This window comes from Alteromonas antoniana (genome assembly GCF_019249295.1).
In the GTDB taxonomy this organism is placed as follows: Bacteria; Pseudomonadota; Gammaproteobacteria; order Enterobacterales; family Alteromonadaceae; genus Alteromonas; species Alteromonas antoniana.
In genome coordinates, this window is sequence record NZ_JAESDH010000001.1 from 49,577 (window position 1) to 62,447 (window position 12,871).

Consider the following 12,871-nt stretch of genomic DNA (forward strand, 5'->3'; position numbering starts at 1 on the left):
TGCGGTGGTTTCGGCTCAGAAAAAGGGAAATGATATAAAAGGATGAGCTTGGTTGGACTATGCTCACAGGTGTGAACAGCAGTTAGCTTAGAATGTAGCGAACCAGAAAAACCAGAGAAATAACAAACAAGATCACAAACACTACACCAACTACGACGTACATCACCGGGGAGGTTTGTTGAAAGTCGCGTTCGTAATTTTTATGGCTCTGCACACCGAATGCACTTGCCAGCACACTGAGAATTACGGCGATAAAACCAGGTTTAGTGGAATCGCCCACTATTGACCTTTAGGCGTAGAAAAATCATTGTCTTTACTGCCACCGTGAAGTAGCTCCAGCAAGTCCAAATAGTGAAATTCATAAGAGAGTGACCGCCCTGATACCCAGGAAACCCAACTTACTTCACCTTGATTGGCACCAACGCACTGATTTTGCACGTGACTGGCTGGTAAGCGATTATCATATTCCGTTAAAGGCTGGAACTCGCACACAGTATCCGGTTCGGTGAACGCCACCAGACCAGCGAATCCTACGCCAGCCACTACAACCGATAATGTTGTACAGGTTTTAAATGTCATCCTGAGCATTGCCATACGCTTAAAAAGTAATCTCATTATATTGCAATCAGATATTTCGACAACAAGTTATTCATTAAAAATTGGTAAACTGGACGTTGTGACAGTACGAAACAAGCCGCAGGTGCATCTGAGGTTGCGCACGCATGCAGGCAGGTATACTTCAGGGCGATGACTTAAAGTAGGAGCTCAGAAATATACAGGCGGTCAGATAATTGGCCGCAGACGATACAGACCAGCCCGAAAACAGACACAGGCAGCGTTATCAGGTATCAGCAATTGTCATATTGCGCGGTCTGAGGGTCATTTGCAGATGTGTACTTGTCGTAGAATTAAGAAGCGCCACTAAAAAGTGGCGCCAGACAAGACTCAACGTGGTAAAGGCAGTTGCCCTGTAAGGTGTCTTAGAAAGACGTACCCCAGCTAACAACGAATTTAGTATCGTCGTCGCCTGACTCGTCATCCGCTTTGGACACTGTCAGTGTAAAGTCACCTTTTGACAGGTCAAGTTGATAGTGACCGTAATCCGAATCGCTACCTAAATCAAAGTCGTAGTAGCCATAAGTTACGCCCAGAGCAAATTCGTTTGGCAAATCCCAGCCGTAAGAGACATTGTAGTAGATATCGCCAGTATCAAACAGTGAGCCGTCAGCCACCTGTGAGTTTACTGTGTAAGCCACACCAAAACCGAAGCCCATGTAACTACCATTGAAGTAAACTTCGCCGAAGTCTGAATCTTCGTAACCAGTTGCCGGGTAGTTATAGTAGATGTAGCCGACATCGTAACCGAAATCGCCTGACTCGCCGCTGTAACCTAGGTAGTAGTCGTTTTCAGTTGCGCCGCCTGCACCCCAATCGATGGTTCCAATCCAGGTACCCGCATAAAAACCGCTCTCGTGCGAGTAATCAACACCACCAGAAATTGATGGATCATTCATGCTTTGCGTCACACCGCGCCACAGGTAGTTACTGGTAACACCGATGTTAGCTTCTACGGCAGCCTGCGCCTGACTCAATCCACTTGCAGCGACTATGGCAACTGCCAAAGCTGACATTTTCAATGTTTTCATGTGTGTTCTCCGTTGGATTTATTAAATTGATGTTCTTAACTTTTCTGTCTTTTTGTTCTTATGCCCCTACTACGCAAAAGTGATGCCCAACCACACCACAATTTATCTTTGCCATAAAAAATGGGTAAACAGCTGTTTTTTATGAATTTTTATTCACGTAAAAATATACGTGTAACGATGCCTGAAAAATGGAAGAGGTTTAAATTGCACCAATATGCAGCACACTCACTGAAACAGTGCAGGTTTTTCGCTTTTTAAGCCCAAGGCTTTTCGGTACACTCTGTGCTCACTTTCAAAGGGTGCATGAGCAGGCACGACATTGTTTCATCTGCTGCCATGTAACATGTTCAGTCGCCCGGATATTTTCACGTTCTCAACGTGTGTTTAAGGGATAAGGAATGGCTATGGCTAAGTGTTTAATTGCTCCTTCCATTTTGTCAGCGGATTTTGCGAGACTGGGTGAGGAAGTAGACGCGGTATTGCGTGCTGGGGCAGATATCGTTCACTTTGATGTGATGGATAATCACTACGTACCAAACCTGACTTTCGGGCCGATGATTTGTGAGGCGCTGAGAAATTACGGGATCACCGCCCCAATCGATGTGCATCTGATGGTCAAGCCGGTTGACGAGTTAATTGAGAAGTTTGCCAAAGCGGGAGCCAGCTATATCAGTTTTCATCCGGAAGCTTCTGAGCATATCGACCGCTCCCTTCAGCTTATTAACGACCTTGGCTGTGAAGCCGGTCTGGTGCTGAATCCGGCGACACCGCTCAGCTACCTTGACCATGTAATGGACAGATTGCATCACATACTGGTGATGTCGGTGAACCCGGGCTTCGGCGGGCAAGCCTTTATTCCCTCAACGCTGGATAAAGTTCGTCAGGTTAAGCAGCGTATCGCAGAAAGCGGGCGGGATATTCGATTAGAAATTGACGGCGGCGTAAAAGTCGATAACATTCGCGAGATTGCTGAAGCCGGTGCTGATATGTTCGTAGCCGGCTCCGCGATTTTCAATGCGGATGACTACGCAGAAGTTATCAGCGCAATGCGTCGGGAAATCGCCCACACCGAAACAGCATAAATCACATAATTTTCAGTTTTACAGGTAACACACCATGAGTAACAAACCCATTGTATTAAGCGGCTGCCAGCCTTCAGGACAACTCACCTTAGGTAACTACATGGGTGCGCTGAAGCAATGGGTTTCCATGCAGGATGATCATGATTGTCTGTATATGCTGGTTGATCTACACGCGATTACCGTTCGCCAGGAGCCAGAAAAACTATACAACGCCTGCCTTGACGGCCTGGCGCTGTACTTAGCCTGCGGCATTGATCCGGAAAAAAGCACCTTGTTTGTGCAGTCGCACGTTCCTGAACATGCACAGCTTGCGTGGGTGCTTAACTGCTACACCCAAATGGGTGAACTTAATCGCATGACCCAGTTTAAAGACAAGTCTGCCAAGAATGTGAATAACATTAACGTGGGCCTTTACAGCTATCCGGTCCTGCAGGCCGCCGATATCCTCGTTTACAACGCACACAAAGTGCCTGTGGGCGAAGATCAAAAGCAGCATCTGGAGCTGACTCGCGACATCGCGACTCGCTTTAACAACCTTTACGGCGACATTCTGACGCTGCCTGATCCGTATATTCCTGAATTTGGCGCACGGATCATGAGCCTGCAAGAGCCTGAGCGTAAGATGTCTAAGTCAGATACCAACCCGAATAACTACATCGGCTTGCTGGAAGAACCGAAAAAACTGGCTAAAAAAGTAAAACGTGCTGTCACAGACTCTGATGAGCAGGCGCGCATTTATTTCAATCCGGAAGAAAAGCCCGGTGTGTCTAACCTGCTGACATTGCTATCACTGGCAACCGGCAAATCTGTCAATTCGTTGGTTCCTGAGTATGAAGATAAGATGTACGGCCATCTGAAAGGCGATGTCGCTGACGCGGTGGTCGCATTGGTTGAGCCCATTCAGGAAAAATTCAAAGCACTGCGTGAAGACCGCGCGTACCTGGATAGCGTGATGAAGCATGGTGCCGAAAAAGCATCAGCCCGTGCCTCGGAAACCCTTGAAAAAGTATACGACGCTGTTGGCTTTATCAAAAAGCCCTGATAACGCAAACTGGCAGAGACATGCTGCTTCTTATCGACAATGTAGATTCGTTCACTCACAACCTTGCACGGTACTTCCGTGAGCTGGGTTGTGAGGTGCTGGTTGTTCGCAATAATGACATCACCTTGGCAGACATCAAGGCGCTTGATCCCGAGCAACTGGTAATTTCACCGGGTCCCTGCACACCCAACGAAGCGGGCATCAGCCTTGAAGCTATTGCTCACTTTTCCGGCACGATTCCAATTCTGGGTGTGTGCCTGGGTCATCAGGCGATTGGACAGGTTTTTGGTGCCACCGTTACCGGTGCCCGCGAGATCCGACATGGAAAAACCTCCTCGGTACACCATCGCAGTGCGGAGCTGTTCCAGCAGGTTCCTGACGGGTTTTCAGCAACGCGATATCACTCACTGGTCATCGCGCCAGACAGTCTTCCTGTGTCACTGCAGGTAGATGCATGGTGTGAGCATGACGATGGCTATCGTGAAATTATGGGCATTTCCCATAAGACCTTGCCGGTGTGGGGCGTTCAGTTTCATCCGGAGTCGCTGCTTACCGAACATGGCCATGCCATTCTGGATAATTTTCTGAAGCAGGCAAGCCGGTTCAAAAAATCAGCCTGACGCTTCTGCTTTCAGCACATCAGCTCGGGTATCTCGTAAATATATTATTCTTAAGTATAAAAAGTTAAAGTCTGTTCACTTTTTCCGATAAATACAGGTAGTATCTGATTATTCGGAAGACATTATATGTATGCAGCAAGTCTCGTGCCTCACGCAGCATCGACACGCAGGAGCTTTTTTACCATGACGGACGATAAGTCGTTGCCCGCTTTTGATGAGCGCTTCGACAATCTGCTAATTGCACAGGAACGTGTGTTTAAAATGCTGGGACGTCGCAGTCCCGGTGAAGTGAGATTCGAAGAGTCAGAACAGGGCGATGCCCGTCGCGAGCTGCTTCATGTAGAAAAAGTAGCGATAAAAAACAAAGCGCTACAGGAACAGCACGAGGCTTCTTTTATCGACAGCGTGCGGTTTGATCTGCACGAGCTGGTGATGCATGAACTCAATATGCAGTTGGAGAGCTCCGAAAATATCTATCAAAAAGTATTGTCGTTATCTGATGATACCGCTGACATGCTTGACACCCTCTCGTTACGCGCCACTACCATCTCCCGCATCGAGCGTTTTGCTTCCGCTCAACCGTGGCTCTATGACGAGCTGATGCAGATTGTGAACTCGCCAGCCCATCGTCGTCGTGATTCAAAAGGGCGCGTCATTGTTGTTGAGTCGTTACGCACAGCACTTAGCTTTATCGGCATTGAGAATTTGCGAATTATTTTGCCTTCGCTGGTATTCAAACGAACGCTGCCTCAGATTACGGACCCCTACCCGCAAATCAAACACAAGCTACTGCAATATGCCAACGGCACAGCGGTTGCTGCGCGGGAGCTGGCGCGATTTACCTCGGTAAAGCCTGTGGATGCGTTCACGCTTGGTATGCTGTCTAACCTGGGCAGATGCACTATTACGCGGTTGTATTTCCGCTTATTTGACGGTGTACAGCGCAAGATGCTTGAAGAGGCACAGCGGAACCGACAACGCGATGTGCATGATGCACTGCTTAAAATACGCCCCTCAGCGAACTATTTGATTGCATTGCAGAATGAGTATGCCGATAAAGTCAGCGCTGATATTTTCGAACATATGCATTTTAGGCGACTGTCGATTGTTACTCCTATGCGAAGCGTTGCTAATAATGAAACGCCTGAACCCGGCTCTCTGGCTGACGTTCTGACTCAGGCCCGCCATTACGCGCAGGTTCGTATGGCATATCAACACCGCGTTGTTGATAAGAAAGAACTAAAACCTCTCTTCGTTCAGCGTAAGTATCCACCCGGCGCACTTGAAGCGATGAAAGAGGTGGACATTTTTCAGTTGCCGGTTATCTCGTCGTCAGAAAACGGTTAATTTTTTGTGGATATTCATGCAACCGCAGCCCTGCGGTTGCTATTTCCCGGCACATTCCAACAACGTAAAGCCGTTCAGCCGAATGGTCTAATCTGTAGTTTTTCCCGTTAAATAGATAGTTATTCACTTTTCCTGCAAATTAAGCCATAACCCTTGAAAATCAAGGGCTTCAGAGGCTCACAGGGAAGACATCGGGTTGAATAAATGGCATACTACCACGCTATTCCGATCACTATTCGCGTCGGAACTTTCGCCAATTGGCCCTGAAAACGACGCTCACATAGAGGTAAAAAAGATGAAGGTAACTCGCGCAACATTTGATGAAGTCATGGTCCCCAACTACAACCCGGCAGGTATGGTACCGGTTCGCGGTGAAGGGTCGCGTGTGTGGGACCAGGATGGTGCAGAGTACATCGATTTTGCCGGCGGTATCGCCGTAAACGTACTGGGACATTGTCATCCTGAACTGGTAAAAGCGCTGACCGAGCAGGGCAACAAGCTGTGGCACCTGTCTAACGTATTCACTAATGAGCCGGCTATGCGCCTGGCATCAAAACTGACCAGCGCCACGTTTGCCGACAAAGTGTATTTTGCGAACTCTGGTGCTGAAGCAAACGAAGCGGCTCTGAAGCTGGCTCGTCGCTGGGCACTGGATAAACACGGTGAAGACAAGAACCAGATTATCGCATTCAACAAAGGCTTCCATGGCCGTACATTCTTTACCGTAACGGTTGGTGGTCAGGCTGCGTATTCAGACGGTTTTGGCCCTAAACCTGGCGCAGTTGATCACTGCGACTACAACGACCTTGAAGCTTTTGAAAAGCTGATTTCAGACAGCACGTGTGCGGTAATGATGGAACCCTTACAGGGTGAAGGCGGTATCATTTCTCCTGACGCCGACTTCGTCAAAGGTGTCCGCGAGTTATGTGATAAGCACAACGCCCTGTTGATATTCGATGAGGTTCAGTCAGGTGTAGGCCGTACCGGTCATCTGTATGCGTACATGGGTCTTGGCGTCACACCAGACATCCTGACAAGCGCGAAATCATTAGGCGGTGGTTTCCCCATCGGTGCCATGCTGACCACTACAGAGATTGCTGCACACCTGAAACCAGGGACGCACGGCAGTACTTATGGCGGTAACCCGCTGGCCTGTGCGGTGGCAGAAAAAGCTTTTGATATCGTAAACGATCCGGCGGTACTTGAAGGGGTACTTCAGAAAGAAGCGCTGTTCCGTGAACTGCTGGCCGACATCAACAACAAGTATCATGTTTTCAGTGAAATTCGCGGAAAAGGCATGCTGCTTGGCTGTGCGCTGAATGACGATTATCAGGGCCGTGCCCGTGATTTCCTGGTTGCCTCAGCGGATGAAAAACTGATGTGTCTCGTTGCTGGCATGAACGTGGTTCGTTTCGCGCCGTCACTGATTATTCCTGAAGAAGATATCAGAGAAGGTATGGCACGCTTCGAACGTGCTGTCGCCACCGTCGCTAACGCGAAGTAAATACACTTTTTTGTTGAGTAAGCGTTTATGAATATTATTCGCCCAATCACATCGGCCGACTATGCTGCGCTGTATGATATAGCTGAAGAATCCGGTATCGGCTTTACGTCGCTGCCGGTAAACGAGGAACTGTTGCACCGCAAAATTGACCGTGCGACTAACTCCTTTACCAAAAATGTCACTCAGCCCGGCAATGAATCGTATCTTTTTGTTATGGAAGATACGCTGACCGGTCAGGTGGTAGGCACCAGCGGCATTGAAGCCGCTGTGGGCCTGGATGATGCGTTTTACCACTATCACCTGGGGAAAGTGGTGCATTCATCCCGTGAGCTTAAAATTCACAATACCGCGGAAATACTCACATTCTGCAACGACTACACGGGTGTTACGGAAATCTGCACTCTGTTCCTGCGGGAACAGGCTCGAGGCGGCATCAACGGCCGTTTCCTGTCAAAAGTCCGTTTTCTGTTCATGATGGAACACCGTCACCGTTTCGCTGAAACCGTTATCGCAGAGATGCGAGGCGTTAGTGATGAACAAGGTCGTTCTCCTTTTTGGGAGTGGCTGGAAGAGCACTTCTTCTCGATGGACTTCCCAACCGCTGACTACTTGTCCGGCATCGGGAATAAGGTCTTTATTGCAGAACTGATGCCGAAGTATCCGATCTACGTGAACCTGCTCAGCAAAAAAGCGCAGGCAGTGATTGGCGAGGTGCATGATAAAACGCGACCCGCACTGCGATTATTGCAGGAAGAAGGCTTCAGTTGTCGTGGTTACGTTGATATTTTCGACGCCGGCCCGACAGTGGAAGCCAACCTCAGCCACGTTCGCACAGCGCAGGCCAGTCGCAAGTTGCCGGTAGTCATTGACGATCAAACCGCTGCTCAGGGACAGACCAGCTACATCATAAACACCTCAGTAGAAGATTTTCGCGCTGTCGCGACCGAAATGGCAGTGAGCGAAGAGCAGCAGGTTGCCGTATTGTCACGTCAGGCAGCCGCGGCGCTTAATATCAAAGAAGGTGATGCAGTCCGGTTCGCTCCGGTGAAATTCAGAGACTAATTACAGGACCCTACATGCAAACTACACATTATATTAACGGCGAATGGCAGGCCGGTAACGGACACCCGTTAAAATCTGTCGATCCAGCGAAAAATGCCGTCATCTGGGAAGGCGTTTCTGCTTCCCCAGAGCAAGTCGACGCGGCTATCCGCGCCGCCCGTGAAGCTGCCCCACAATGGGCAGCAATGACAGTGGAAGCACGCCTGGAAATCATTAAGCGCTTCGGAGCGCTACTGGAAGAAAATAAGCCTCACCTGACCAAAGTTATTGCCAAAGAAACCGGTAAGCCTGAGTGGGAAACCGCGACCGAAGTGGGCGCTATGATGGGCAAAATCGGCATCTCTGAAAAAGCCTACCATGAGCGTACAGGTACAGTTGAAAATCCGATGCCGGTAGGCCAGGCGTTTATTCGCCATAAGCCCCACGGTGTAGTGGCGGTTTTCGGTCCTTACAACTTCCCGGGGCACCTGCCAAACGGCCATATTGTCCCTGCGCTACTCGCCGGTAACACTGTCGTCTTCAAACCAAGCGACTTAACGCCGCTGGTTGCCGAAGAAATGATAAAACTATGGGACAAGGCCGGATTACCCAAAGGCGTACTCAACCTGGTTCAGGGTGAAGTAGAGACCGGCAAAGCACTGGCCAGCCATGCCGGTATTGATGGTTTGTTCTTCACCGGCAGCTCGCGCACCGGGAAAATCCTGCATGAACAGTTTGCTGGTCATCCGGGTAAAATTCTTGCGCTGGAAATGGGTGGAAATAACCCGCTTATCGTCAAGGATGTGGAAAATACTGACGCTGCAGTGCACGACATTGTGCAATCGGCCTTTGTTACCTCAGGTCAACGCTGCACCTGTGCTCGTCGTTTGTTTATACCTAAGGGTGAACAAGGCGATGCGCTGTTGAACCGCTTTATCGAAGTGACGAAAAACATCAAAGTGGGTGAGTACGACGCTGAAGACCAACCTTTCATGGGTGCCATGATTTCGGCCAACGCCGCTGCCATGATGGTAAGTGCACAAGCCTCTCTGGAAAAAGCTGGCGCGAATGTGCTGGTTCGTCTTGAACAAAAAGATGAAAGCAAAGGTTTTGTCACCCCTGGCATTATTGATGTCACGGATATTATCAATGATATGCCGGATGAAGAGCACTTCGGTCCGCTGGTGAAAGTCATTCGTTACGACGATTTCGACGCCGCGATTGCAGAAGCCAACAACACCAGCTTCGGCTTATCTGCCGGCTTTATAGGTGACAACGAAGAAGATTATCGTTACTTCTTCCAGCGCATCCGCGCAGGTATCGTAAACTGGAACCGCCCCATCACAGGTGCCAGCAGCGCTGCGCCATTTGGTGGTATCGGCGACAGTGGTAACCATCGTGCCAGCGCCTACTACGCTGCAGACTACTGCGCCTACCCGGTTGCGTCTGTCGAGCTGGATAAAGTTGCCCTGCCAGGCGCTCTGAACCCTGGCCTTTCACTGTAATTGATTAAGGATAATTGTCAGATGCACAGCAACATCGATACCTTGTTTTCACACATGTGGGACGATTATGTGACTATCACACCATCAGCACACAAAATTCACAAGCTGCTGTTAGGTGAAGAGTCAGGCGACGAAATCGTAAACGACCACGTTGCATTTCGTACCTTTAAGCTGGATAAGACGCGCCTGGACAAGCTGGCCGCGCATTTTCTGGCGTTGGGTTATGAGGAAAAAGGTCAGTACGACTTCGAAGCCAAAAAGCTGGACGCGAAACACTTTGAGCATCCGGATGATACACAGCCAAAAGTGTTTATCAGTGAACTGCGTGTTGATGAGCTGTCTGAACAGGCACAGCAAATCATCCACAAGCTGGTAGATCAAATGAACCCGGATGTGGTTGAGGCTGACAACTTCCTGTATTCAGGACGTCACTGGGATATCACCAAAGCCGACTATGACACGTTGCTGAACGAGTCAGAGTACGCAGCATGGCTGGCTGCATGGGGATTCCGCGCCAACCACTTTACTGTGAGCGTGAATCACCTGTCACAGACCAATGAACTGACAGAAGTTAACGAGCTGCTAAAAGAAGCGGGCTTTGTACTGAACACGTCTGGTGGGGAAATTAAGGGTGGCAAAGATGTACACCTGGCACAATCATCCACCATGGCCGACCGTGCTGACGTGGACTTCGGCGAGGAGACTATCGCCATTCCAAGTTGCTTCTATGAATTTGCGCAGCGCTATGCGATGCCTGACGGCAAGCTATATCAGGGCTTCGTAGCCGCCTCTGCAGATAAAATCTTCGAGAGCACAAACGCCAAGTAGGCTATTGCCAAGCGCGCTTAAGCACGACCAAAAAAAGCTGCCCAAAGGCAGCTTTTTTATTTTTGACTATCGACACGCAGTGAGTCTGCGCTTGTGCACCAGGGCTTAAAAATCAGAACGTACCGGCAGCGTGTTGCCTTGCCATAAATTGTTCAAATGGCATGGGCCGGTCAAAATAAAAGCCCTGCATTAAATCCACATCGCAATCCTGCAGCAGTGGAATATAAGACTCGCTCTCCACGCCTTCTACCACCACATCAAGACGAAGTCCCTGTAACATGGCTAACACGCCTTTGAGCAATGACAGCGCTTTGCTGTCGTGGTGTATGTCGCGGATCAGACTACGATCGACCTTCACCACCTGAAACTGAAATTTGCGCAGATAACTGATGGACGAAAAGCCGGTACCGAAATCGTCCAGCGCCAATGAAAAACCGGCTTCCCGGAGTGTCTCAAGACTTCTTACAGCGCTGCGTTCATCGCGCATAAAGATGGACTCTGTGATTTCAATTTCAATCATTGATGTCGCAATATCACAGGAGTGACAAATGGCTGCTGCTCTTGAAGCAAACTCTTTGTCGAGCAACTGATTCGCGCTGATATTTATCGACAATGGAATACTTAACCCCTGTGTTTCCATCATGCTGATATAATCACAGGCAGCTTCGAGCGCTTGCAGGCCGATATCAGAGTCGAACTGGTGTGCCTCTGCCAGCGGAATGAAAACGACAGGCGACACCATGCCGTGTAAGGAAGAATGCCAGCGACAGAGTACCTCTCCCCCTTTTAGCACGCCGCTGCCGTCGTACTTGCCCTGAACATAGAAATCCAGGGCGTGATGGTTAACTGCACGGCGCAAATCGCTTAGCAAGCTGACACGTTCCTTAATGCTTTCCAGCAAACCTTCCTGATACGTGTTTACTCTGCCCTTGCCGGTTGTTTTCGCCTGGTACATTGCGGCGTCAGCATTTTGAATCAGCGTATCGATGCTCTCACCGTGTAGTGGATATTCGGCAATGCCTATACTGGCAGAGAGGCGAAGCTCGGTTCCCTGAACATCCAGGCTAATTGATTCAATAAGTGCAATAATACGACTACACTTATCGCGGGCCTGATCGAGTGTCATCCCTGTCAGCGCGATGACGAATTCATCTCCACCCCACCGGGTAATCTGATGATGATAAGTGAATTCGTCAGTGAGCAAATCGGCAATACGTTTGAGAACAGCATCACCTTGTTCATGACCAGCGGTGTCATTGATTTGCTTGAAACCATCAAGATCGATAAACGCCAGAATAAACTGACTGTTAGTTTTGATGACCTGTTCCAGCGTGTCACGAAGGCCGTTGCGGTTGCGCAGGCCAGTCAAATCATCATGCAATGCCATCTTTTGTAATCTGGCTTCATTGGATTTTCGCTCGCTGATATCCCGCAACGTGGCAATAAGATAGGAGGAACTTTGATGTTGCGCTTCAAACCTCGCAATGGACACATCTACCGACACATTCTCACCATTCTCGTTGGTCACCACTGACTCGAACCTGACCTGCGAACCGGTTCGAAGCGAGCCCAGGTTGTCATCAGGATCGAGCAAAAAGGCCGACAGTGGATGATGAACGCAGTGATCACGGGAGTGGATCTGAACTAATTGCAAAAAGGCATCATTACATTCGTTGATCTCCAGCGATTCAGACAGTACGAGCATGGGCTCGCGGGAACTGGAAAATGCCGATGCCATCAAGTGGAATGACTGCTCTGCTTTTCTTTCGCGGGTAATATCTTTGGTAGTGCCTACCACATGTAAGGCTGAGCCATGCTCATCACGTTCCAGCACGCGCCCGCGCAGCCGCATCCACTGAAAACTTTCTCTGACTTTAAAGCGAAACGCAATTTCCACTCTGTCACGGCCACCATGTACCGCCAGCGTCCAGTGGAACTCCAGGGTAGTGATATCGTCTTCATGTACTTGTGACAGCAGGTCAAACGGAGAGCCTTTCCATACTGACTCACTCTCTCCCCGTAGCGAGAAGGATCGCAGCTCAAAAGTATCGTTTTGCGCCATCCACTCCCAATACGACTCTTGGGAGGCCCATAACGCCAGTTCCAGCTTTTTTTGCGCAGACTGGCTGAACTGAAGAGCATCAAACAGCGCGACACTTTTTTCTGTCAGTAACTTTTCGGCTTGCTGCCGCGCCTGCTTTTCGCGCTTTAAACGCCTTTCCAGTACACGCAGCTGCTGTTCAGGCTCATTCACTA

12 protein-coding genes are annotated in these 12,871 nt (G+C 49.4%); 8 read left to right on the plus strand and 4 right to left on the minus strand.

Features of this window, described 5'->3' with window-relative positions; genetic code table 11:
• Window positions 1–82: 82 nt before the first annotated feature.
• The 3 genes from JKP77_RS00260 to JKP77_RS00270 form a co-directional block, all read right to left on the minus strand.
• Window positions 83–280, minus strand: a complete 198-nt coding sequence (locus tag JKP77_RS00260) for a DUF2970 domain-containing protein (protein WP_338024819.1) — start codon at window positions 278–280, stop codon at window positions 83–85.
• Entirely contained in the window at window positions 280–615 is a 336-nt protein-coding gene (locus tag JKP77_RS00265; RefSeq protein ID WP_218309205.1) for a hypothetical protein, read from the minus strand. Before JKP77_RS00265 ends, JKP77_RS00260 begins: the two co-directional genes overlap by 1 nt.
• 365 nt (window positions 616–980) lie before the next feature.
• Entirely contained in the window at window positions 981–1,646 is a 666-nt protein-coding gene (locus JKP77_RS00270) for a TorF family putative porin (protein WP_218309206.1), read from the minus strand.
• Window positions 1,647–2,050: 404 nt separating this feature from the next.
• Here JKP77_RS00270 and rpe point away from each other — a divergent pair, with 404 nt between their 5' ends.
• The 8 genes from rpe (at window position 2,051) to JKP77_RS00310 (ending at window position 10,615) form a co-directional block, all read left to right on the plus strand.
• A complete protein-coding gene (gene rpe, locus JKP77_RS00275) occupies window positions 2,051–2,728 on the plus strand; it encodes a ribulose-phosphate 3-epimerase (RefSeq protein ID WP_218309207.1) in 678 nt (225 codons plus the stop codon).
• 34 nt (window positions 2,729–2,762) lie between these two features.
• Entirely contained in the window at window positions 2,763–3,770 is a 1,008-nt protein-coding gene (gene trpS, locus JKP77_RS00280; RefSeq protein ID WP_218309208.1) for a tryptophan--tRNA ligase, read from the plus strand.
• Between the two features lie 20 nt (window positions 3,771–3,790).
• A complete protein-coding gene (locus tag JKP77_RS00285; protein ID WP_218309209.1) occupies window positions 3,791–4,390 on the plus strand; it encodes an anthranilate synthase component II in 600 nt (199 codons plus the stop codon).
• Between the two features lie 183 nt (window positions 4,391–4,573).
• Window positions 4,574–5,737, plus strand: a complete 1,164-nt coding sequence (locus tag JKP77_RS00290; protein ID WP_218309210.1) for an HDOD domain-containing protein — start codon at window positions 4,574–4,576, stop codon at window positions 5,735–5,737.
• Window positions 5,738–6,032: 295 nt separating this feature from the next.
• Window positions 6,033–7,241 carry an aspartate aminotransferase family protein gene (locus JKP77_RS00295; protein WP_218309211.1) on the plus strand — a complete coding sequence of 403 codons (1,209 nt, stop codon included), beginning with the start codon at window positions 6,033–6,035 and terminating at the stop codon, window positions 7,239–7,241.
• Window positions 7,242–7,268: 27 nt separating this feature from the next.
• The gene (gene astA / locus JKP77_RS00300; protein ID WP_218309212.1) at window positions 7,269–8,303 is read left to right on the plus strand and encodes an arginine N-succinyltransferase; all 1,035 of its coding nucleotides are present in this window, start codon (window positions 7,269–7,271) and stop codon (window positions 8,301–8,303) included.
• Window positions 8,304–8,317: 14 nt separating this feature from the next.
• The gene (gene astD / locus JKP77_RS00305; RefSeq protein WP_218309213.1) at window positions 8,318–9,787 is read left to right on the plus strand and encodes a succinylglutamate-semialdehyde dehydrogenase; all 1,470 of its coding nucleotides are present in this window, start codon (window positions 8,318–8,320) and stop codon (window positions 9,785–9,787) included.
• A gap of 21 nt (window positions 9,788–9,808) precedes the next feature.
• Entirely contained in the window at window positions 9,809–10,615 is an 807-nt protein-coding gene (locus JKP77_RS00310) for a DUF1338 domain-containing protein (protein ID WP_218309214.1), read from the plus strand.
• 112 nt (window positions 10,616–10,727) lie between these two features.
• Here JKP77_RS00310 and JKP77_RS00315 read toward each other — a convergent pair whose 3' ends face one another.
• A complete protein-coding gene (locus tag JKP77_RS00315; RefSeq protein WP_338024820.1) occupies window positions 10,728–12,869 on the minus strand; it encodes a putative bifunctional diguanylate cyclase/phosphodiesterase in 2,142 nt (713 codons plus the stop codon).
• Between the last annotated feature and the right edge of the window lie 2 nt (window positions 12,870–12,871).

Bases quoted from the DNA above. Each gene is read 5' to 3' on its own strand.
- rpe (WP_218309207.1), top strand. From the start codon at position 2,051: ATGGCTAAGTGTTTAATTGCTCCTTCCATTTTGTCAGCGGATTTTGCG.
- JKP77_RS00290 (WP_218309210.1), top strand. From the start codon at position 4,574: ATGACGGACGATAAGTCGTTGCCCGCTTTTGATGAGCGCTTCGACAAT.
- trpS (WP_218309208.1), top strand. From the start codon at position 2,763: ATGAGTAACAAACCCATTGTATTAAGCGGCTGCCAGCCTTCAGGACAA.
- JKP77_RS00310 (WP_218309214.1), top strand. From the start codon at position 9,809: ATGCACAGCAACATCGATACCTTGTTTTCACACATGTGGGACGATTAT.
- JKP77_RS00285 (WP_218309209.1), top strand. From the start codon at position 3,791: ATGCTGCTTCTTATCGACAATGTAGATTCGTTCACTCACAACCTTGCA.
- JKP77_RS00270 (WP_218309206.1), bottom strand. From the start codon at position 1,646: ATGAAAACATTGAAAATGTCAGCTTTGGCAGTTGCCATAGTCGCTGCA.
- JKP77_RS00265 (WP_218309205.1), bottom strand. From the start codon at position 615: ATGAGATTACTTTTTAAGCGTATGGCAATGCTCAGGATGACATTTAAA.
- astD (WP_218309213.1), top strand. From the start codon at position 8,318: ATGCAAACTACACATTATATTAACGGCGAATGGCAGGCCGGTAACGGA.
- astA (WP_218309212.1), top strand. From the start codon at position 7,269: ATGAATATTATTCGCCCAATCACATCGGCCGACTATGCTGCGCTGTAT.
- JKP77_RS00295 (WP_218309211.1), top strand. From the start codon at position 6,033: ATGAAGGTAACTCGCGCAACATTTGATGAAGTCATGGTCCCCAACTAC.